We start from the raw sequence: 20,742 nt of genomic DNA, 5'->3' as shown, positions 1-20,742 counted from the left end.
TCGCACCTATCCAACTGCCCCGGCGTCCTCGCCGCGGGCTACGACACCGCCGGAAACGGCGCCTTCTCCTCCGTCGTCTACCCCGAAGCAGGCAAGAGCTTCGGCAAACACGAATCCGCCTTCGGCGCGCTCCGCTTCTACTCGATCTGGGGCCCGGTCGAACTCCACCTCGCCGACGGACGCACCTTCAGCATCCACGACCTCGGATGACGCCCGCGTAGCCACATGGCCGCGGAGGCGCGACCCGCCGCCATGCTGCGGGCCGCGCCTCCGTCACACGTTGATGCTCCAGACCCGGAGCTCGCCGGTCGACGATCCGGTCACGGTCACCCGGTGGTCGTTGATCTGGGCCACCGCAGCCAAGAACCCCTCCTCGCCGACGGGCGGAGCGAAGGTGTCCTCGATCTGCTCGCCGGTCTCCAGGTCGAACAGGTTGACGCCCTTGCTGCCCCAGACCAGCACCGCCGCGCCATCGTCGACGGTGAGGATCTCCAGACCCTTGATGCTCTGGAAAGAGTCGCTCGCCTCGGTGCCGTAGGGCTCGGCCGAGGCCAGGTCCCAGGCCTGGATGGACCCGGTGTTGGTCGCGGTCACCGCGAGCGCGGTGCCGCCGACGTCACCGATGTTGAGGGTGACGACCTCGTTCGGCACCTGGTCGAACGTGCCGCTGACGTTCTCGCCGTCCTCCAGATCGGTGACGATGACCCGGTTGTCGTCCAGCCCGACGGCCCGCAGTTCGCCGTCGACCTCCATCAGGGTCCACGCGTCCGCTCCCGGAGAGGAGACGCCCCCGAGCTCTTCTCCGGTGAACAGCTGGTGCACATCGCCGCTCGCCATGTACGCCGGAGTCCCGTCCGACAGCAGTCCGGCCCAGTGGACGTCGCCGTAGACGGCGTCCCGCTCGTCGATCGGGTTGTCCGGATCGGCGAGGTACCAGACAGCCTCGGATTCGCCGTCGCTGGAGTAGACCACCTGGTCACCCTCGTATTCGGTGACCCAGAGCGAACTGATCTCGTACGCGTGGCCGCGGTAGACATGGAGATCCTCTCCGGTGATCAGATCCCAGACGCGGACCAGTCCGTCCTCTCCGCCGGTGACGGCGACGTCTACTCCATCGAGCTGAGCGACGCGCAACCGGGTCACCGCCCCCTGGTGGGCCTGGACGGCCTCGCTCACCGGATCACCGAAGACGGCGCTGTCGAGGTCCACGACCCCGGAGGTCTCTCCGGCCGAGCCGGAGCTGCCGCCGCCGTCGGCGGACGCCTCTTCGGTCGCCTCGTCCGTCTCTTCGGGTGTCTCCTCAGCGCCGGCCTGGGTCGTGTCGCCATCGCTGTCGTCGTCGGCGGGGTCCTCGCGGAGCAGCGGTATCGCCACCAGGACCGCGATGAGCAGCAGCAGCGCGGCGGCGCCCGATCCGATGACCGTCATGCCCCGTTTGGACTTCCACCAGGGTCCGCTCGCCGCGGTCTGCTGCATCGGTCCGGTCATGGCGGGAGACTGGACCGGGGACGGCGCCGGGATCGGGCCGGTCGGGCGCGTCGGCGCCTGCATCGGCATCGTCGGCGAAGGCTGCGGGGTCGGCTGCCCGGGAGCGGCCTGCGGCGGCGGTGCCGCGGCCTGCGGCGTGTGGGGCGGCAGGGCCGGGCTCGGCTGGGGCGTCGCCGGCGGGGACGAGGCCACCGAAGCGGCCACCAGTCCCCCTTCGGAGACGGCCAGCTCCGGCTGCTCGATCGCGGCCGGGGCCAGGCCCAGCTCGCGGTGCAGCATGGTCGCCACCAGCGGCATCCGGCTCGCCGCACCGACCAGGAACAGCCCGGCGATCTGCTCCTTGGCCAGTCCGGACTCGCGGATGACGCCCTGGGTGATGCGCATCGTCCGCTCCAGGAGCGGGGCGGCCACGGTCTCGAGCTCGTCCCGGGTCAAGTGGGCGTCGACGTCCAGCAGCGGGATGGTCAGGTCGGTCGAGGTGCCGCGGGACAGCCGCTCCTTGGCGAACCTGACCTCCTCCAGGAAGGCGGTGCGGTAGCGCAGGTCGGCCGGGCCTTCGGGGGCGGTCAGGCGCCGCCAGCGCTCGTCGTCGGGCTGGACCGAGGCGGCGACGTGCTCGGCCAGGGCCTGGTCGAAGTCCAGCCCGCCGAGATCGTCGGCGCCGTCCACGGCCAGCACCTCGAAACCCGAGGGCGTGCTGCGCAGGACGGTCGCGTCGAAGGTCCCGCCGCCGAGGTCGTAGACGACCACACCGGAGCCGACCGGCACCTCGTTGTCGAGGGAACCGACGAAGTAGGAGGCCGCCGCGACCGGCTCGGGCACGAGGTCGACCTTCCCGAGCCCGGCGGCGTCTGCGGCGTCGGCGATGACATGGCGGCGGGTCGGTCCCCAGGCGGCCGGCACCGTCACGGTGACCGGGCCGAGGCCGCCGCCGAGGGTCTGCTCGCACTCGCGCGCGACGCGGCCGAGCACGGCGGCGATGACGCTGGTGACCGGCAGTTCGCTGTCGCCGAGCAGGATCTGGCCGTCATCGATGCGACGCTTGGGGTTGGGCTCGTACCGCTCGGGCTTGCGGCGTCCGCTGTGGACGGCGTCGGTGCCGACGACCGGGCCGCCCTCGTCGTTCATGAACACCGCGGAGGGCAACTGCGGCGAACCGTCGAACAGCTGCTGGTGGACCCGCCCGTCGGGCCGCCGGATGGAGGCGACCGTATGGGAGGTCCCGAAATCGACACTGACCGAAGCGGACCGGGGGTTGAGGTTGGACATGCCGACCACTGTAGTGACCGGCGTCTACGCTTCGGACCAGGCGCGTTAGGCGATCAACTCACTGAAGGTGTTGTCCTCGAGCCAAGCGGTCACCCCGGCCTCGGCATCGCCGCCGTACTCGTTGAGCACGGTGTTCATCAGGCTGGCCAGCTCGTCGTGGCTCATGGAGAACGAGTCCAGAGCGTCGGCCAGGTCGGGGTGGTCCGCATTGAAGCCGATGTGGACGAGGCTGTGGCCGGGAAGGGGCTCGCCGAGAGCCAGATCCGGGTCCTCGAGATTCTTCAGGTCGTACTCATCGTAGGCCCAGTGCGGCTGCCACAGGGTCACCGCGATCGGCTCCTCGGCCGCGATAGCCGAGTCCAGCTCGGCGAGCATCGCCGGGGTCGAGGAGGTCTCCAGAATCAACTCCTCGATGTCGTAGGTCGGGATCACCGCTTCCCGCATGGTTTCGGTCAGGGCCGCTGCCTCCTCGATTCCGACGATGCGGCCACCGAACAGGTCGGCGTGGCCGTTCAGCTCCTCGAGGGAGTCGAGATCATCGACATAGGCCGGGACGGCCACCGTGAGTTGGAAGTCCAACCAGATTCCAAGTTGTTCGAATGACCGGTCATCGGAGTCGACATCGAAGCCCTCAGCGGACCAGTCCCAGCCGGACAGTGTGAGGTCGATGTCCCCCGAGTCCAGTGCTTCGTAAAGCTGCTCGACATTACTGAACTCCCGGGTCTCGACCGTATAGCCGGAGCCCTCCAGAGCATGACGCCATAGCTCGGCGGCTACGACGACCTCGTCCCAGCCCAAAGAACCGATGGTGATGTCGCCGTCGCCCTCGGGCAGGCCGAACTCACTGCGCTCGTCGGCGATGTCGCTCGGCTCGTCCGCCGTTTCACTCGTCGCCTCATCGCCGTCTGAATCTTGGCCGGCTTCCAGAGTCCCGGTGTCGTCACCGGAGTCGCCGCCGTCTCGCAGCAGCGGGATCGACACCAGGACCGCGATCACCAGCAGCAGCGCCAGCGTCCCGGCACCGACGGTCGCCATGCCGCGCTTGGACCTGAGCCATCCGCTCGCTCCGGACCGCTGCGGAGGGGGAGGCAGCGGTGCGGTCGCCGCGGGAGCCGGAGCGGTCTGCGGCGGCAGCGCGGGGCCCGGGGTCGCGGTCGGGGGTGACGAAGTCATCGACCCGGCCGCCAGGCCGCCTTCGGAGACGGCCAGCTCGGGCTGCTCGATCGCCTCGGGTGCGATGCCGAGTCCGCGGTGCAGCATGGTCGCCGCCAGCGGCATCCGGCTCGCCGCTCCGACCAGGAACAACCCGGCGATCTGGTCCCCTGCCAGGCCGGATTCGCGGAGAGCGCCTTGGGTGAGGCGCACGGTGCGCTCCAGCAGCGGCGCGGCCACCGTCTCCAGCTCCTCGCGGGTCAGGTGGACGTCGACATCGAGCAGCGGGATCGTCAGGTCCGTGGAGGCGGCCCGGGAGAGCCGTTCCTTGGCCGAGCGGACCTCCTCCAGGAAGGCCCTGCGGTGACGCAGGTCGGCCGGGCTCTGCGGCGAAGTCAATCGCTGCCAGCGCTCGTCGTCGGGGCGGACGCTCGCGGCCAGGCGCTCGGCCAGGGCCTGGTCGAAGTCGAGCCCGCCCAGATCGTCGGCGCCGTCGACGGCCAGCACCTCGAAGCCGGCGGGCGTGCGGCGCAGGACCGTGGCGTCGAAGGTGCCCCCGCCCAGGTCGTAGACGACCACGCCGGAGCCGGTCGGCACGTCGCTGCCGAGGACCTCGACGAAATACCCGGCCGCGGCGACCGGCTCGGGCACGAGAGTGACGTCGCCGAGCCCGGCGGCGGTCGCGGCGTCGGCCACCACGTGCCGGCGGGTCGGGCCCCATGCCGCCGGGACGGTCACGGTGACCGGGCCGAGGCCCCCGAGGGTTCGCTCGCACTCCCGGGCCACTCTGGAGAAGACGGCCGCGATCAAGCCGGTGACCGGGAGCTCCAGCTTCCCGAGCAGCACTGTGCCCTCGTCGATGCGGCGTTTCGGGTTGGGCTCGAAGCGCTCCGGACTACGGCGTCCGCTGTGGACGGCGTCGGCGCCGACGACCGGGCCGCCCTCGTCGTTCACGAACACCGCCGAAGGCAACTGCGGTGAACCGTCGAACAGCTGCTGGTGGATACGTCCGTCGGGGCGGTGCAGGGTCACGACCGTATGAGAGGTGCCGAAATCCACGCAGATCAAGGCCGTACGGGGGTTGAGGTTGGCCATAGGGCCACTGTAGGGGGTTTCGTCCACGTCCGCGAGTGGACGAAAGCGGGGCCGGACCTTTCGGTCCGGCCCGCTGCGTTCAGTTCCGGGCTCAGACGATAATGCCCGCGCCCACGGTTCGGTTGTCGGACTCGTCGATGATGATGAACCCGCCCGTCGCGCGGTTGCGGCGGTAGTCGTCGCACAGCAGCGGCTTGGTGGTGCGCAGCGTGACGCGGCCGATCTCGTTGAGCCTCAGTTCGCTCGCCGACTCGTCGCGATGCAGCGTGTTCACGTCGAGCTGGTACTGCACGTCCTTGACGATCGCGCGCACGTCGGCGGTGGTGTGCTTGACGGCGTACTTGCCGCGCAGCCGCAGCGGCTTGGACTCGTCCATCCAGCACACCAGTGCATCGACGTCCTGGGAGACCCGCGGCTGGTTCCCCGGGCGGCACAGCATGTCGCCGCGCGAGACGTCCAGCTCGTCCTCCAGCCGCACCGTGACGCTCATCGGCGGGAAGGCCTCCTCGACCTCGCCGTCGGCGGTCTCGATCGCGGCAATCCGAGTGGTGAAGCCGCTGGGCAGCACCATGACCTCGTCGCCGGGCTTCATCACGCCCGAGGCGACCTGGCCGGCGTAGCCGCGGTAGTCGTGGTTGTCGTTCGAGTGCGGCCGGATCACGTGCTGGACCGGGAAGCGCGCGTCCACCAGGTTCCGGTCCGAGGCGATGTGGACCTTCTCCAGGTGGTGCAGCAGACTCGGGCCCTCGAACCAGCTCAGGTTCTCCGAGCGGGTCACGACGTTGTCGCCCTTGAGCGCCGAGACCGGGATGACGGTCAGGTCCGGCACGTCGAGCTTGGTCGCGAAGGCGCTGAACTCCTGCTCGATCTGCTTGAAGACGGCCTCGTCGTAGTCGACCAGGTCCATCTTGTTGACGCACAGGACCATGTGCGGCACCCGCAGCAGCGAGCACAGGAAGGCGTGCCGCCGCGACTGCTCGACCAGGCCCTTGCGGGCGTCGACCAGGATCAGCGCGAGGTCGGCGGTCGAGGCGCCGGTGACCATGTTGCGCGTGTACTGGATGTGCCCGGGAGTGTCGGCGATGATGAACTTGCGCTCGGGCGTGGCGAAGTAGCGGTAGGCGACGTCGATGGTGATGCCCTGCTCACGCTCCGAGCGCAGCCCGTCGGTCAGCAGAGCCAGGTCGGTGTATTCGTCGCCCCGGCCGGCGCTGACGGCCGTCACCGACTCCCACTGGTCCTCGAAGAGGGTCTTGGTGTCGAACAGCAGCCGCCCGATGAGGGTGGACTTGCCGTCGTCGACGCTGCCGGCGGTGGCGAAGCGCAGCAGCTCGGTGGTGTCCTCGGCGCCGTGTGGCGCCAGGGTCGCCGCGTCCGTCATCAGAAGTACCCTTCCCGTTTCCGGTCTTCCATGGCCGCTTCGGAGGTCTTGTCGTCCCCGCGGGTGGCGCCGCGCTCGGTGATGCGCGTGGCCGCGACCTCGGCGATGATCTGCTCGATGGTGGCCGCCTCGGAGCGGACCCCGGCGGTCAGGTTGGCGTCGCCGACGGTGCGGTAGCGGATGGTCTCGGTGAAGACCTCCTCGCCGTCGCGCGGGGTGATGAACCGGTTGACCGCGTACAGCATGCCGTCGCGCTCGACGACCTCGCGGGGGCCGGCGAAGTAGACCGGCGGCAGTTCGATCTCCTGCTCGCCGATGTAGCGCCACACGTCGAGCTCGGTCCAGTTGGACAGCGGGAAGACCCGGATCTGCTCGCCGGGGTGGACCCTGCCGTTGTAGATGTTCCACAGCTCGGGCCGCTGGTTCTTGGGGTCCCACTGGCCGAAGTCGTCGCGGAAGGAGAACACGCGCTCCTTGGCGCGGGCCTTCTCCTCGTCGCGGCGGGCCCCGCCGAACAGGGCGTCGAACTGGTACTTCTCGGCCGCTTCGAGCAGGACCGGGGTCTGGATGCGGTTGCGGGTGCCGTCCGGGGGCTCGGTGACCAGGCCGCGGTCGATGGCGTCCTGGACGGAGGCGATGACCAGCTGGACGCCGGTGGAGGCGACGCGGCGGTCGCGGAACTCGATGACCTCGTCGAAGTTCTGCCCGGTGTCGACGTGCATGACCGGGAACGGGACCGGCGCGGGAGCGAAGGCCTTCTGCGCCAGGTGGAGCATGACGATGGAGTCCTTGCCCCCCGAGAAGAGCAGCACGGGCCGCTGGCAGGTGGCCACGACCTCCCGGATGATGAAGATCGCCTCGGCTTCCAGCGCGGCGAGATGGCTGACGCGGTAGTCGCTCACCGACGCAACACTCCTCTCAACTCGAACCCGGCAGGGTTCGGTAGAAATTCTCTATCAGGCGGCCGTGTGCACGGCTTTGAGCAGCGGCTCTGCCAGATCCGGGCGGCAGACCAACAGGTCCGGCAGGTACGGATCGGGATTGTTGTACCGCAGCGGTCCGCCGTCGATCCGCGTCGCATGCCAGCCGGAGGCGATCGCCACCGCCACCGGGGCGGCCGAGTCCCACTCGTACTGCCCGCCTGCATGCACGTAAGCGTCTACCTTACCCGCGACCACGGCCATGACCTTCGCTCCGGCCGAGCCCCACGGGACCAGTTCGGCGCCGAGGGCCGCCGCGGCGGCGTCGGCCTGAGCCGGTGGTCTGGTGCGGGACACGGCGATGCGGGGCCGCTCGGGCCGGGGCCCGGAGACCGGGTAGCGCTTATCGGTGCGCAACGTCACATTCTGGGCGGGCAGGGCCACCGCCGCGGCGGTGAGGCCGAGGCCGCGCTGCCACAGGCCGACGTGCACGGCCCAGTCGTCGCGTCCGGCCTCGGAGAACTCGCGGGTGCCGTCGAGCGGGTCGATGATCCACACCCGGTCGGCGCCGAGCCGTTCGGTCCCGACCCGTCCGGACTCGCCCTTGCCCTCCTCGGAGAGGACGGCGTCGCCGGGCCGCTCGGCGGCCAGGCGGCCGAGCAGGTAGTCGTTGGCGCCCTGGTCCCCGGCGTCTTTGAGGGCCCGCCCGTCCTCGAAGCCGAGCTCGCCCCGGAGCCGCATGAGCAGCTCGCCGGCGCCGGTGGCGAGGTCCGCGGCGAGGGCCGCGTCCTCGGGGTCGGCGGCTTCTGGCGTGGCGGTGGCCGGGGTCTGATCCATGGTCGCCGATTCTACGCTGCGGCCCAATGGGGTCCAGATACTGGTCGGACCCATCCCAGTTACTGAGAGTTATGCTCGCGTCTAGTAGGCGCCGTGGGGCCGCAGGATCGCGGTGACCGTGCGCAACAGGATCACCAGGTCGAGCGACAGCGTCCAGTTCTCGACGTACCGCAGGTCGAGGCGCACCGCCTCCTCCCACGGCAGGTCCGAGCGGCCCGAGACCTGCCACAGCCCGGTCATGCCGGGCTTGACGACCAGCCGGCGGCGCATGTCGGTCTCGTAGGCGGCCACCTCGACCGCCAGCGGCGGGCGCGGGCCCACCAGGCTCATGTCGCCTCGCAGGACGTTGACCAGCTGCGGGAACTCGTCGATCGAGAACCTCCGCAGATGCTTGCCGATCCTGGTCACGCGCGGGTCGTCCTTCATCTTGAACAGGACCCCGTCGGACTCGTTGAGGTGCTTGAGCTGCGCCAGCCGCCGCTCGGCGTCGACGTACATCGTGCGGAACTTCCAGATGGTGAACGGCTGCCCGTCCTTGCCGATGCGCTCCTGCTTGAAGACCGCCGGACCCGGCGAGGTGGCGCGGATCAGGAACGCCGCGCCCAGCAGCAGCGGCGAGAGCGCCAGCAGCAGCAGGGCCGCGCCGATCCGGTCGACCGAGTTCTTGACCCAGCGGCGGACGCCGGTCAGCCTGGCGTGGTCGAGGTGCAGCATCGGCAGCCCGTCGACCGGGCGGATGGTGGTGCGGTCCCCGGCGACGTCCACCAGCGCCGAGGCCACGATCAGGTCCACGTCCGAGCGTTCGAGCTTCCAGGCCAGCCGGCGCAGCGCCGGGCCGTCGATCTCGGGGCAGGACAGGACGATCACGGTGTCGGCCCGCTCGGCGGCGACGGCGTCGGCTATCCGGTCGAACGAGCCGCGCACACGGGTGTCGAACTCCAGCAGCGCCCCGCGGGCCTCCTCGGTGGGCAGGCAGGCCGCCACCACGTTGAGCCCGTGGTAGTGCTCGCGCCGCAGCTGCACCACCAACGCGGCGACCGCCGACTCGTGCCCGACCAGCACCACCCGCTTCATGCACTTGCCGGCACGGCGCTGGCCGTGCAGCCATTTGCGCCAGGCGAAGCGCGCCCCGATCGACACCGCGGCCGCGGTGGGCAAGGCTATGAGCACGAACGCGCGCGAGGTCGGCAGCTCCAGTCCGTAGGAGACCAGGGCGACCGCGGCCGCCAGCGACAGCGCGGCGTTGACCACCCGCTGGTACTCCTCAGTGCCGACGAACAGGTAGCGGCTCTCGAAGGCCCGTGACAGGCCGAGCGCGGCGATCCAGACGGCGGGCAGGGCCAGCAGGCCGAGCGCGTAGATCTGGCTGTGCTCGTTGAGACTCCCGAAGCGGGCGAGGAGGGCCACGGCCGCGCCGAGGATGCCGGCGGCCACATCGCTGAACACGATCCCGGCGAAGTACTTGCGCTGCCATCCCGGAGGACCGCTGAAGGCCCGCCCGGCAGGGCTGATCGAGTAGACGTGCCCCTGCGCGGGTCCGGCCCGCTCCGCCTGCCGCACCTGCGGCTCTGAACGCTCGCCTCCGCGTGCCTCTGTAACCGTCACAATCGATCTAACGACCGAGCGCACGATCAGTGACGGCTAGGTCACTTTGCGACGTTGTAGGTGTTCTGGGCCGCTTCGAGGCCCTTGGTGATGACCGCCTCGACCGCGTCGGCGGCGAGCTCGAGGTTCAGGTCCAGCTCGGCCCGCTCGGCCTTGGCGAAGTCTTTGAGGACGTAGTCGGCCGCCTCCTGGCGGCCGGGCGGGCGGCCGATGCCGAACCGCACCCGGACGTAGTCCTTGCTGCCCAGGGTCTTCGAGAGCGACCGCAGTCCGTTGTGGCCGCCCTCGCCGCCGCCTCGCTTGAGCCGCAGCTGACCGTAGGGCAGGTCGAGCTCGTCGTGGACGGCGATGACCGACTGCGGTTCGATCCCGAAGTACTTGGCCAGGGGGCCGACGGCCTCACCGGAGAGGTTCATGAACGTCAGGGGCTTGACGAGAACGAGGCGAGGCCCGCCTACCCCCAAGCGGGCCTCGCTGACTTCGGCGCGGGCCTTGCGGCTCACGGAGAAACGGGCGCCGACGCGCCCTGCGAGCACGTCGGCGACCAGGAATCCGACGTTGTGACGGTTCGCGGAGTACTTCGGCCCGGGGTTGCCCAGGCCGACCACCAGCGTTGAGGAGTCGGTCATGTCGTCGGGTCGCCTCCCGGGCTACTCGGCGGCCTCTTCGCCTTCGGATTCCTCCTCGGACTCCTCGGCGGCGGCCTCGGCGCGCGGCACGGTGACCGACGCGAGCACGGCGTCGGGGTCGGTCAGCAGCACCACGCCCTCGGGCAGAGCCACTTCACCGGCGGTGCGCTGCGAACCGACCGCCAGGCCCTCGAGGTCGACCTCGATCGACTCGGGGATGATCGTGGCCTCGGCCTCGATGCTGAGCGAGTCGATCTCGTGGACCACCAGGCCGCCCTTCTCCACCTCGCCGGTCCAGCTGATGTAGACGTCGGTGGTGATGGTCTCGCCGCGGCGCACGATCAGCAGGTCGGCGTGGATGATGTCGTCCTTGAGCGCGTCGCGCTGGACGTCTTTGGGGATGACCAGTTCGCGGCTGCCGTCGGAGACCTCGACCTCGATCAGCTGGTTGAGGCCGCCCTTGCGCAGGACGGCGGCGAACTCGAGCGAGGGAAGAGAGATGTGACGCGGCTTCTCGCCGTGGCCGTAGACCACGGCCGGAACCTTTCCGGCCCGGCGTGTACGGCGCGCACCGCCCTTCCCGAAGTCAGTGCGAGGCTCTGCGCTGATACGAACTTCGGACACGGAAATACTCCCTGATTCTCAAGCGAAATTTCTCAGGCGCTCGACGCTCACGTCGGCATAAGAAGGACCGGACAGCCCCAAATAAGACCTTCGCCATCGCGTCGATAACGGCGTCCGTCTCGGGGACGCCCTCGCCGTCGGCAACCTCACCAGCCTACACCTCGCGCCGCCCAGGGCCTTCGACGGGAGGCCGGGTGTGATCCTCGCGGCCGGGTCCGCGAGCCGCGGTCCGGCTCAGGAAAGTCCGCCGAACAGGGTGGTCACCGAGCCGTCGTTGAAGACCTCCCAGATTGCCTTGGCGACCAGAGGCGCGATCGACAGGACGGTCACCTTCTCCAGGGCCGCCACGTCCGCGGGCAGCGGCAGCGAGTTGGTCACGATGACCTCGCTGACCGGGGCCGCGGCCAGTCGCTCGGCGGCCGGATCCGACATGATGCCGTGAGTGGAGGCGATGACGATGTCGTCCACGCCCTCCTCGGTGAGCAGCTCGGCGGTCGAGCAGATCGTCCCGGCGGTGTCGATCATGTCATCGATGACCAGGCAGGTGCGCCCGTCGACGTCGCCGACGACCTTGTTGGCCACGACCTCGTTGGGCTTGAGCGGGTCGCGGGTCTTGTGGACGAAGGCGATCGGGCAGCCGCCGAGCCGGTCCGACCAGCGCTCGGCCAGGCGCACGCGCCCGGTGTCGGGCGAGACGACGGCCATGTCGCGACCGGCGTACTTCTCCTCGACGTAGCGGGCCAGGATGCCCATCGCGAACAGGTGGTCCACCGGCCCGTCGAAGAAGCCCTGGATCTGCGCGGTGTGCAGGTCGACGGTCAGGATGCGGTCGGCCCCGGCCGTCTTCAGCAGATCGGCCACGAGCCGGGCGGAGATGGGCTCGCGGCCGCGGTGCTTCTTGTCCTGGCGCGCGTACGGATAGAACGGCAGGACCACCGTGATGCGCTTGGCCGATCCGCGCTTGAGCGCGTCGACCATGATCAGGGTCTCCATGACCCAGTCGTTGATCGGGGTCGCCATGGACTGGACGACGAAGGCGTCACAGCCGCGGACCGATTCCTGGTAGCGGACGAAACGCTCGCCGTTCTTGAACGAATAGGAGCTGGTGGGGGTCGGGGCGACCCCCAGGTGCTTGCCGATCTCTTCCGCTAGTTCCGGGTAACAGCTCCCGGAGAACAACATGAGCATCTTGGAGTTGACAGCGGACATGCTCGCCATGGCGATGGTTCCCCCATAGTCTTCACCTGAACCTCGACGCATCAAGTGTCCCCTGCCCGATCCGGCCGCGCACACCGGTGGGTGATCCAGTGTGCCGTTACTCTCCGGTCTCCTCGGAGTCCGCGATCGCGCGCTTGGCGGCCTCGTCGGTGACCGTCCCCGGCCGCTTCTTGGCGACCCAGCCCTCTTTGTTGGCCTGCCGCCCGCGCGCCACGGCCAGCTCGCCGGGGGCCACGTCGGCGCTGATCGCCGAGCCGGCCGCGACATAGGTGCCGTCGCCGACGTTGACCGGGGCGATCAGGACCGAGTCCGAGCCGACGAAGGAGCCCTCGCCGATGGTCGTGTGGTGCTTGGCGACGCCGTCGTAGTTGGCGATAATGACCCCGGCCGAGACGTTGGCCTTGGCGCCGATGGTCGCGTCGCCGACGTAGGACAGGTGCGGGACCTTCGCGCCGGGCCCGAGCTCGGACTTCTTGACCTCGACGTAGGCGCCGACCTTCGAGCCTTCGCCGAGTTTGGCGCCGGGCCGCAGGTACGAGAAGGGCCCGACCGAGGCGCCCTCGCCGACGGTGGCCTGGTCGGTGTGGCTGCGCACCACCCGGGCCCCCTGGCCGACGATGGTGTCGTTCAGGGTCGAGTCGGGGCCGATCTCGGCGCCGGTGTCGACGGCGGTGGCGCCCTTGAGCTGGCATCCGGGGCGGATGAGCACGTCGGGGGCGACCTTGGCGGTCGCGTCGATCCAGGTGGTCTCGGGGTCCTCGATGGTGACCCCCGACTTCATCAGCTCGGTGTTGACGCGGTCGCGCAGGATGCGGCGGAGCCCGGCCAGTTGGGCCCGGTCGTTGCAGCCGAGGACCTCGGTGGGATCGCCGACGACGAACGCGCCGATCGTGTGCCCGGCCTCGCGGGCCAGCTCCAGCACGTCGGTGAGGTACTCCTCGCCCTGGTCGTTGGCGGTGTTCAGCTTCGCGAGCTGCTCGCGCAGGACCTCGGCGTCGAAGGCGTAGATGCTCGAGTTGATCTCGCGGATGGCCAGCTCGGCCTCGTCGGCGTCGCGGTGCTCGACGTTGCGCAGCACGTTCCCGGCCTCGTCGCGGACGATGCGGCCCAGGCCGGTCGGGTCGTCGACCTCGGCGGTCAGGACTGTCGCGGCGTTGCCGTCCTTCTCGTGGACCTCGACCAGGCGCTCCAGGGTCTCGCGGCGCAGCAGCGGAACGTCGCCGGCGGAGACCACGACGGTCCCGGTCAGGTCCGGCAGCGCCTCCATGGCGATGCGGACGGCGTTGCCGGTGCCGAGCTGCTCGGCCTGGTTGACCGTCTCGATGTCGGGCGCGTGCTCTTCGAGGTAGGCAGTGACCTGGTCGGCCGCGGCGCCGACGACCACGACGCGCCGGTCGGAGTGGATGGCCTTGGTCGCCTTGAGGACATGGCCGAGAAGGGGCCTGCCCAACAGCTCGTGGAGAACCTTGGGCCTGCTGGATTTCATCCTAGTCCCCAGGCCCGCGGCCAGGATGATCGCCGATCGCTCACTGCTCATGATGGGCCATGGTAGTCGGTGACGAGGGGGTGAATCGCCCCAGACCCGCCCCGGGCTCCATTACCAAATCGTTACCGATGAAACGTTATTAGCACCTCCCCGCCACTTGTGCGAGCCACGTCACTCATCATATGTTGCTGACAGCAACAAATATCGGAGGTACCCCTATGAAAGTCCTCAAGACCTCACTCAGCGCGGCCGCGGCGATCGCCCTCACCTTCACCGCAGCGGCCTGCGGCGACGGCACGTCGTCCGGCGGCGACGAGGACACGCCCTTCATCGGCGTGATCCTCCCCGACTCGGCCTCCTCGGACCGGTGGGAGACCGCCGACCGCGCCTACCTCGAAGCCGCCTTCGAAGCGGCCGGCGTCGAGTACGACATCCAGAACGCCCAGGGCAGCCGCGAAGACTTCCAGACCATCGCCGACCAGATGCTCACCAGCGGCGTCAACGTCCTGGTGACCGTCAACCTCGACTCGGGCACCGGCGCGACCGTCATCGAGAACGCCAAGGCCCAGGGCGTGGCCACCATCGACTACGACCGCCTCACCGAGGGCGGCGGAGCCGACTACTACGTCAGCTTCGACAACGAACGGGTCGGGCAGCTCCAGGGCGAGACCCTCGTCCAATGCCTCGAAGGGGTCGACACTCCCCTGGTGGCCGAGCTCAACGGCTCCCCGACCGACAACAACGCCACCCTGTTCAAGAACGGCTACGACTCGGTGCTCGACCCGCTCTACGACTCCGGCGAATTCGAGAAGGGCCCCGACGAGTGGGTGCCCGACTGGGACAACGCCCAGGGCGGCACCACCTTCGACCAGATGCTCACCGACACCGACGGCCAGGTCGACGGCGTCCTGGCCGCCAACGACGGCCTCGCCCACGCGGTCATCACCGTCCTCGAACGCAACGGCCTCAACGGCACCGTCCCGGTCACCGGCCAGGACGCGACCCTCCAGGGCCTGCAGAACATCCTCGCCGGCGACCAGTGCATGACCGTCTACAAGGCCATCGAAGAGGAGGCCAACGCCGCCGCCGACCTCGCGGTCGCCCTCGCCGGAGGCGACATGCCCGAGACCGACGCGACCGTGACCGACCCCGAGAGCGGGGACGAGATCCCGGCCGTGCTGCTCGAACCGGTCCCGATCACCATCGACTCCATCCAGACCGTCATCGACGACGGCTTCGCCGACTACGCCGAACTGTGCGCGGGCGAGTACGCCGACCTGTGCGACGAGGCCGGACTCCAGGAACAATAAGGAACGAAGTTGCTGCTCGAACTCTCCCGCATCTCCAAGAGCTTCGGCCCGGTCGAAGTCCTCTCCGAGGTGGACCTGTCCATCGACGCCGGCGAGGTCTGCGCCCTCGTCGGCGACAACGGCGCCGGCAAGTCGACCCTGGTCAAATGCATCGCGGGCATCCACGCCATCGACTCAGGGACCATCGCCGTCGAAGGCGACTCCCACGAGATCGGCAGCCCCCGCGACGCGGCCGCGCTCGGCATAGAGGTCGTCTACCAGGACCTCGCCCTGTGCGACAACCTGGACGTGGTCGAGAACATGTTCCTGGGGCGGGAGAAGCTCCGCGGCGTCGTCCTCGACGACGACGCCATGGAGCAGCTGGCCGCCGAGACGCTCGAATCCCTGGCGGTGCGGACCATCCGCAACCTCCGCCAGACCGTCGCCAGCCTCTCCGGCGGCCAGCGCCAGACCGTCGCCATCGCCAAGGCCGTGCTGTGGAACTCGCGCCTGGTCATCCTCGACGAGCCCACCGCCGCCCTCGGCGTGGCCCAGACCCGCCAGGTGCTCGAACTCATCCGCCGCCTGGCCGACCAGGGCCTGGCCGTCCTCTACATCAGCCACAACCTCAACGACGTGTTCGCCGTGGCCGACCGCATCGCCGCCCTCTACCTGGGCCGGATGGCCGCCGTCCTCGACGCGGCCGACACCACCCAGTCGCAAGTGGTCGAGCTGATCACCAGCGGACGCTCGAACGGCCTGGGGATCACCGACTCGAACGGAGTGCAGCCGTGAGCATCGACGTCAAGACCCGGCCCGGCTCCGGGGCCGAGCGGACCGGACCCGCCCGCCAGGTCCTCGACCACGCCCGCGCCTACCTGTCCAAGGTGCGGTCCGGCGAGGTCGGGGCGCTCCCGGCGGTCGCCGGGATCATCGCCCTGTGCCTGTTCTTCGGGGCGCTCGACCCCGTCTTCCTGTCGGTCGGCAACCTCGCCAACCTCTTCGGCCAGGGCGCGGCCGTGGCCTGCATCGCGATGGGCCTGGTGTTCGTCCTCATCATCGGCGAGATCGACCTGTCGGCCGGCTTCACCTCCGGCGTGTGCGCGGCGATCATGGCCGTCATCCTGACCGACCTGGGCCTGTCCTGGCCGGTCGGCATCGGCGCCGCCGTGATCGCCGGAACCGTCATCGGACTGACGCTCGGCGCGCTGGTGGTCAAGCTCGGCATCCCCTCGTTCGTGGTGACCCTCGCGGCGTTCCTGGCCTTCCAGGGCCTGGCGCTCATCATCCTCAAAGAGGGCACCAACATCACCATCGACAACGAGTTCGTCAAGGACATCGCCGGCGGCAACCTCTCGCGCTCCCACGGCTGGCTGCTGCTGGCGGTCACCGTCGTGGTGTACGCGGCCGTGCAGCTCTCGCGCTGGCGGCGCCGGTCCGGCCGGGGCCTGGTCCACGACCCGCTGCCGGTCGTCATCACCCGAATCGCGGCCCTGACAGGGCTGCTGACCGCCACGGTGTTCCTACTCAACCTGGAGCGCTCGGCCAACCCGCAGCTGGTCTCCCTCACCGGCGTGCCGATCGTGGTGGTGCTGCTCGGCGCGCTTTTCGTCGTCGGCTCGTTCGTGCTGCACCGCACCAGGTTCGGTCGCCACCTCTATGCCGTGGGCGGCAACCGCGAGGCGGCCCTGCGCGCCGGCGTCGCCGTCGACCGGGTCCGGATCTCGGCATTCGTGATCTGCTCGGGCATGGCCGCGGTCGGCGGCATCGTCGCGGCCTCCCGCGCGGCCTCGGTCGACCCGAATACCGGCGGGTCCAATGTGCTGCTGCTTTCGGTGGGGGCCGCGGTCATCGGCGGTGCTAGCCTTTTCGGTGGCAAGGGCACGGTGCGGGCTGCCCTGCTTGGAGGGGCTGTAGTGGCGATCATCAACAACGGCATGGGCCTGATGGGCCTGAGCGCGGGAGTCCGGTTCGCGGTGACCGGACTGGTGCTGCTGCTCGCGGCCGGGGTCGACGCGATGTCCCGGGGCCAGGGTCGGCTCTTCGGCAGGCATTGAGCGGTGGCACGACCGGCTACCGAGGAACTGCGCCGCCGCAACCGCAGCGCGCTGCTGGACCGGCTTCACCGCCGCGGACCCCAGACGCGCGCCGAACTGACCGAGGCCCTGGGCCTCAACCGCTCCACGATCGGCGCCCTGGCTTCGGACCTGTCCGAGTCGGGGCACATCCAGGAGACGACGGGCCGGCCGACCGGCGCCGCCGGCAGGCCCTCGACCCTGGTCGAGTGCGTCCCCGAGGCCGCGACGGTGGCGGCCGTGGAGGTCCGCTGGAAACGGCTGCGGCTGGCCGTGGTGGGTCTGGGCGGGACGGTCCTGCGGCGCGACGAGGTCCCGATCGCGCCCGGGGCCGACGGGGCCGCCGTCGCCAAGGCGGCGGCCGCGCTGCTGGCCGACGCCGAGGTCTCCGACGCGATCGCGGCGGTCCCGGGCCTGGTCGACGGGGGCACGGTGGCGCAGTCCTCGGAGCTGGGGTGGGCGGACCGAGACTTCGGCGCCGACCTGGAAAGCGCTACCGGCAGGGTGTGGCGAGTGGTGGACGTGGCCACGGCCGCGGCCGTCGGCGAGTGGTCGCGCGGCGACGCCCACGGGGTGGCGAACCTGCTCTACCTGCACGGCGGGCACGGCCTGACCGCCGGGTGGGTGGTCGACGGGCGGCCGCGGCGCGGCAGCTCGATCATGCTGGGCCACATCGTGGTCAACCCGGGCGGGCAGCGGTGCCGGTGCGGCCTGAGCGGGTGCGTGGAGGCCGAGATGGGCACCTTCGACTTCTCCGAGACGATCGACGAGACCACGATCGCGGCGCGGTTGGGCGACACGGCCGCGCGGGAGATGGTGCGGCGGTCCGGGGAGTTCCTGGGTCTGGCGCTGGGCGCGGTGGTGACGGCGACGAACCCCGATGAGATCCTGTTCGGCGGCTGGCTGCGGGAGCTGTACCTGTCCTCGGCGGCCGCGGTCCGGTCGAGTCTGGCGGAGGCGACGCTGCCGCAGCTGCGGGCCAGGCTGCGCCTGCGAACCGCGGCGCTGGGCGCACAGGGACCGCTGACCGGTGCGGCGGAGATCGGTTTCGAGGCCCTGATGGAGCGGATGCGGTTAATGTGGCTGGCCCGCCAGGACTCGAACCTGGAATGACTGAACCAAAATCAGTAGTGTTGCCGATTACACCACGGGCCACCGGCCGCATGGTTCGCTGAGTGCAAGACCACGGGCCGAATATTGGCCACGCCTCACCGCGCGGCCCGCTCAAGGATATCGCTATTGGGTCGACCACACGTGGCGGGGCACCTGGGCGTAGACGTCGATCAGGAAGTCGGCGTAGAAGAACACCTCTTCGAGTTTGAGCTCGCCAAGGCGGAAGGTCATCAGCCACGGGCCCTCGAACCGCCACCGGTACGCCTGGGCCCGCTGGTCGGCGAGCATCCACTCCATCGTGCGGGCGTTGATGACGTCGAACGCGAACCTCCCGTTGCCCGACCTGATCTTGAAGCGGTCGTTAAAGGCCTGGTTCTCGAAGTCGATGCCGTCGCCGAAGCGCTTGGACCAGAAACCCTCGTGGCCGATGTCGAGCAGCGGCCGCGAGGCGGGCAGGGCGAGCGCCACCACCTGGTGGGAGACGGTGTCGGTCCCCTTTCCGAATGTGGGCGCGTAGTCGTACCGGAAGAACATGACATGGAAGTTCCGGTACTTCCCGCGGTAGACGTCGACACCGCGCCGGGACCACCCGATGCCGAACGGTTCGGCGCTCGACACGCTCGCCACCGAGGAGTCGAACGGTATGTAGCTGAAGCCGTGCCGTGCCGCCCACGCCCGGTTGGCGGCGATCTTCGCCTGCAAGACCCGCCAGTGGACAAAGAATCCGACGGCGACCAGGAGCCCGCACACCCCCGCAACGAGCAGCCCCACGGCGTCGCCGACGCCGATGCCCGGCACGACCAGATGCTCATGCACGGGGGATACTCCTCCTCGGGGCGGAGCCCGTCCTCGGACCCTCATCGACGGTCTGCGCCGGTCGCCGGCCCTCCGCGACTCGGCCGCGGGCCGGACCGTGGCGCGTCGGCGAAGCCGAAGAGGTCACTACTGGTTCGACCACACATGGCGGGGCACCTGGGCGTAGACGTCGATCAGGAAGTCGGCGTAGAAGAACACCTCTTGGAGGTTGAGTGCACCGGGCCGGAAGGTCATCAGCCACGGGCCCTCGAACCGCCACCGGTACGCCTGGGCCCGCTGGTCGGCCAGCATCCACTCCATGGTGCGGGGGTGGATGACGTCGAACGCGAACCGCCGGTTGGGGGATTTGACCCGGAACTTGTCGTTGAACATCTGGTTCTCGAAGTCGATGTCCTTCTGGAAGCGCTTGGAGAACGCGTTCTCCTGGCTGATGTCCAGCAGCGGCCGCTGCGACGGCAGTCCGATCGCCACCACCTGGTAGCTGTGCGTCTGGGAGTTCTTTCCCGATCCGGTCGTGTAGTTGTACTGGAAGAACACCAGGTGCAGGTTCTTGTACCCGCCGCGGAAGACGTCGATGCCCCTGCGGTTGCGGCCCTCCCCGAACGGATCCTCCGTGGACATGCCGACGACGCTGTTGTCGCTCGGCTCGTAGTGGTAGCCGTAGTGCGCCGCCCAGGCCCGGTAGGCGGCGATCTTCTTCTGCCGGATGCGGTAGGCGATGACGCCGACGACGGCCATGACGACCGCGATGACGACGGCGATGATCCACTCGCCGCTGCTGGCACTGCTGGAACTCTGGGCGAGGAGCGTCTCACTCATGAACAGGGATCCTTGTCGGGGGGCACTTCAGCGCGCGGTCGGCTCAGCGGCCGTACGGGGGCTGCTGTCCGTAACCGGGCTGCTGGGGCTGCTGGGGCTGCTGCGGGAAACCGGGCTGTCCGTAGCCGGGCTGCTGCGGCGGCTGCTGGCCGTAGCCGGGTTGCGGCTGCCCGTACCCGGGCTGGGGCTGTCCGTAGCCGGGCTGCCGGGGCGGCTGGCCGGGGATCTGGCCGGGCGGCGGGGCCTGCGGCGGCGGCAGCTGCTGTAGCTGCGGGGGCTGCATCTGCTGGGGCTGCTGCTGCGGGAAGCCGCCCTGCTGCTGGCCCATGTCGCGCAGCTTCGGCGCGGTGCGGGCCTCGGGGGTGTCCAGCTCGAAGTACTCCTCGGGCTGGAACCCGCCGGACTTGGCCGAGATGCTGGTCGGGAAGACCTGAAGCGCGGTGTTGTACTCACGCACGTTGGCGTTGTAGAACCGCCGCGGAGCGGCGATGCGGTTCTCGGTCTCGACGATCTCGGCCTGGAGCTGGAGGAAGTTCTGGTTGGTCTTCAGGGTCGGGTACTGCTCCTGCATGTGGATGACGCCCCGGATCGCCCCGGAGAGCTGGCCCTCGGCCTGTCCCTGCTGTCCGTGTCCGACGTTCGGGTCCTGCCGGGCGTGCATGGCGTTGGTGCGGGCCGCGGCCACCTGCTGGAGGGTGGCGTTCTCGGAACCGGCGGCCTGCTGCACGACGTACATGAGGTTGTCGAGCAGGTCGTAGCGGCGCTGCAGCTCGACGTCGATCTGCGCCCACGACTCCTGGGTGATGTTGCGCAGGCGCACCAGCTTGTTGCGTCCGCTCAGCATCCAGACCATCAGGATGAGACCGACCAGCAGCAGAACTACGAGGGTCACGATTACGGGAGTCATGGGACGTGAGCCTAATGCA

Annotated in this window: 18 protein-coding genes and 1 tRNA gene; 5 read left to right on the top strand and 14 right to left on the bottom strand. The window is 69.6% G+C overall.

Annotated features, from left to right (window positions below; all coding sequences use genetic code 11):
- On the top strand, positions 1 to 210 hold a 210-nt coding region (locus tag JFB92_RS06610; protein ID WP_199036175.1), incomplete at its 5' end, for a hypothetical protein.
- A gap of 63 nt (positions 211 to 273) precedes the next feature.
- Here the strand turns inward: JFB92_RS06610 and JFB92_RS06605 are convergent.
- The 10 genes from JFB92_RS06605 to glmU all read right to left on the bottom strand — a co-directional run bounded on the left by JFB92_RS06605 (position 274) and on the right by glmU (position 13,755).
- Complete coding sequence (locus JFB92_RS06605) at positions 274 to 2,757, bottom strand: Hsp70 family protein (RefSeq protein ID WP_199036173.1); 2,484 nt, start codon at positions 2,755 to 2,757, stop codon at positions 274 to 276.
- Between the two features lie 45 nt (positions 2,758 to 2,802).
- Positions 2,803 to 5,004, bottom strand: coding sequence for a glycine betaine ABC transporter substrate-binding protein (locus JFB92_RS06600; RefSeq protein WP_199036171.1), 2,202 nt, complete (start codon positions 5,002 to 5,004; stop codon positions 2,803 to 2,805).
- Positions 5,005 to 5,095: 91 nt separating this feature from the next.
- On the bottom strand, positions 5,096 to 6,385 hold the full coding sequence (locus JFB92_RS06595; protein WP_199036169.1) for a sulfate adenylyltransferase subunit 1: 1,290 nt from the start codon (positions 6,383 to 6,385) through the stop codon (positions 5,096 to 5,098).
- The gene (gene cysD / locus JFB92_RS06590; protein WP_199036163.1) at positions 6,385 to 7,287 is read right to left on the bottom strand and encodes a sulfate adenylyltransferase subunit CysD; all 903 of its coding nucleotides are present in this window, start codon (positions 7,285 to 7,287) and stop codon (positions 6,385 to 6,387) included. The genes JFB92_RS06595 and cysD overlap by 1 nt, the downstream gene beginning before the upstream one ends.
- 54 nt (positions 7,288 to 7,341) lie before the next feature.
- Complete coding sequence (locus JFB92_RS06585) at positions 7,342 to 8,142, bottom strand: 3'(2'),5'-bisphosphate nucleotidase CysQ (RefSeq protein WP_199036161.1); 801 nt, start codon at positions 8,140 to 8,142, stop codon at positions 7,342 to 7,344.
- A gap of 81 nt (positions 8,143 to 8,223) precedes the next feature.
- Positions 8,224 to 9,747, bottom strand: coding sequence for a sugar transferase (locus JFB92_RS06580; RefSeq protein WP_307789040.1), 1,524 nt, complete (start codon positions 9,745 to 9,747; stop codon positions 8,224 to 8,226).
- Between the two features lie 41 nt (positions 9,748 to 9,788).
- Positions 9,789 to 10,376 carry an aminoacyl-tRNA hydrolase gene (gene pth / locus JFB92_RS06575; protein WP_199036159.1) on the bottom strand — a complete coding sequence of 196 codons (588 nt, stop codon included), beginning with the start codon at positions 10,374 to 10,376 and terminating at the stop codon, positions 9,789 to 9,791.
- A gap of 21 nt (positions 10,377 to 10,397) precedes the next feature.
- The gene (locus JFB92_RS06570; protein WP_199036157.1) at positions 10,398 to 11,000 is read right to left on the bottom strand and encodes a 50S ribosomal protein L25/general stress protein Ctc; all 603 of its coding nucleotides are present in this window, start codon (positions 10,998 to 11,000) and stop codon (positions 10,398 to 10,400) included.
- A 234-nt stretch (positions 11,001 to 11,234) separates the two neighbouring features.
- Positions 11,235 to 12,218 (bottom strand): ribose-phosphate diphosphokinase, encoded by a 984-nt coding sequence (locus JFB92_RS06565; protein ID WP_199036155.1) that lies wholly within the window; start codon positions 12,216 to 12,218, stop codon positions 11,235 to 11,237.
- 97 nt (positions 12,219 to 12,315) lie between these two features.
- Positions 12,316 to 13,755, bottom strand: a complete 1,440-nt coding sequence (glmU, locus tag JFB92_RS06560) for a bifunctional UDP-N-acetylglucosamine diphosphorylase/glucosamine-1-phosphate N-acetyltransferase GlmU (protein WP_199036153.1) — start codon at positions 13,753 to 13,755, stop codon at positions 12,316 to 12,318.
- Positions 13,756 to 13,922: 167 nt separating this feature from the next.
- Here glmU and JFB92_RS06555 point away from each other — a divergent pair, with 167 nt between their 5' ends.
- The 4 genes from JFB92_RS06555 to JFB92_RS06540 are packed head-to-tail and all read left to right on the top strand — an operon-like array spanning position 13,923 to position 18,181.
- Positions 13,923 to 15,014 (top strand): sugar ABC transporter substrate-binding protein, encoded by a 1,092-nt coding sequence (locus JFB92_RS06555; protein WP_199036151.1) that lies wholly within the window; start codon positions 13,923 to 13,925, stop codon positions 15,012 to 15,014.
- Between the two features lie 9 nt (positions 15,015 to 15,023).
- The gene (locus tag JFB92_RS06550) at positions 15,024 to 15,788 is read left to right on the top strand and encodes an ATP-binding cassette domain-containing protein (RefSeq protein WP_199036149.1); all 765 of its coding nucleotides are present in this window, start codon (positions 15,024 to 15,026) and stop codon (positions 15,786 to 15,788) included.
- Positions 15,785 to 17,050 (top strand): sugar ABC transporter permease, encoded by a 1,266-nt coding sequence (locus JFB92_RS06545; RefSeq protein WP_307789039.1) that lies wholly within the window; start codon positions 15,785 to 15,787, stop codon positions 17,048 to 17,050. The genes JFB92_RS06550 and JFB92_RS06545 overlap by 4 nt, the downstream gene beginning before the upstream one ends.
- A gap of 3 nt (positions 17,051 to 17,053) precedes the next feature.
- On the top strand, positions 17,054 to 18,181 hold the full coding sequence (locus tag JFB92_RS06540; RefSeq protein WP_199036147.1) for an ROK family protein: 1,128 nt from the start codon (positions 17,054 to 17,056) through the stop codon (positions 18,179 to 18,181).
- On the opposite strand, the gene JFB92_RS06535 is transcribed toward JFB92_RS06540, so the two are convergent.
- The 4 genes from JFB92_RS06535 to JFB92_RS06520 all read right to left on the bottom strand — a co-directional run bounded on the left by JFB92_RS06535 (position 18,149) and on the right by JFB92_RS06520 (position 20,708).
- A tRNA-Gln gene (locus JFB92_RS06535) sits at positions 18,149 to 18,223 on the bottom strand. The two genes, JFB92_RS06540 and JFB92_RS06535, sit on opposite strands and share 33 nt — an antisense overlap.
- Positions 18,224 to 18,304: 81 nt before the next feature.
- Positions 18,305 to 18,997 carry a hypothetical protein gene (locus JFB92_RS06530; protein WP_199036145.1) on the bottom strand — a complete coding sequence of 231 codons (693 nt, stop codon included), beginning with the start codon at positions 18,995 to 18,997 and terminating at the stop codon, positions 18,305 to 18,307.
- Positions 18,998 to 19,123: 126 nt separating this feature from the next.
- Positions 19,124 to 19,816 (bottom strand): hypothetical protein, encoded by a 693-nt coding sequence (locus JFB92_RS06525; protein ID WP_199036143.1) that lies wholly within the window; start codon positions 19,814 to 19,816, stop codon positions 19,124 to 19,126.
- A 43-nt stretch (positions 19,817 to 19,859) separates the two neighbouring features.
- On the bottom strand, positions 19,860 to 20,708 hold the full coding sequence (locus tag JFB92_RS06520) for a LemA family protein (RefSeq protein WP_199036141.1): 849 nt from the start codon (positions 20,706 to 20,708) through the stop codon (positions 19,860 to 19,862).
- Between the last annotated feature and the right edge of the window lie 34 nt (positions 20,709 to 20,742).

Origin of the sequence: Glycomyces salinus, from assembly GCF_016428645.1 — a bacterium.
Lineage (GTDB): Bacteria > Actinomycetota > Actinomycetes > Mycobacteriales > Micromonosporaceae > Glycomyces > Glycomyces salinus.
The sequence above is the reverse complement of the archived record's forward strand: the minus strand, read 5'-3'. Positions and strand labels throughout refer to the sequence as shown.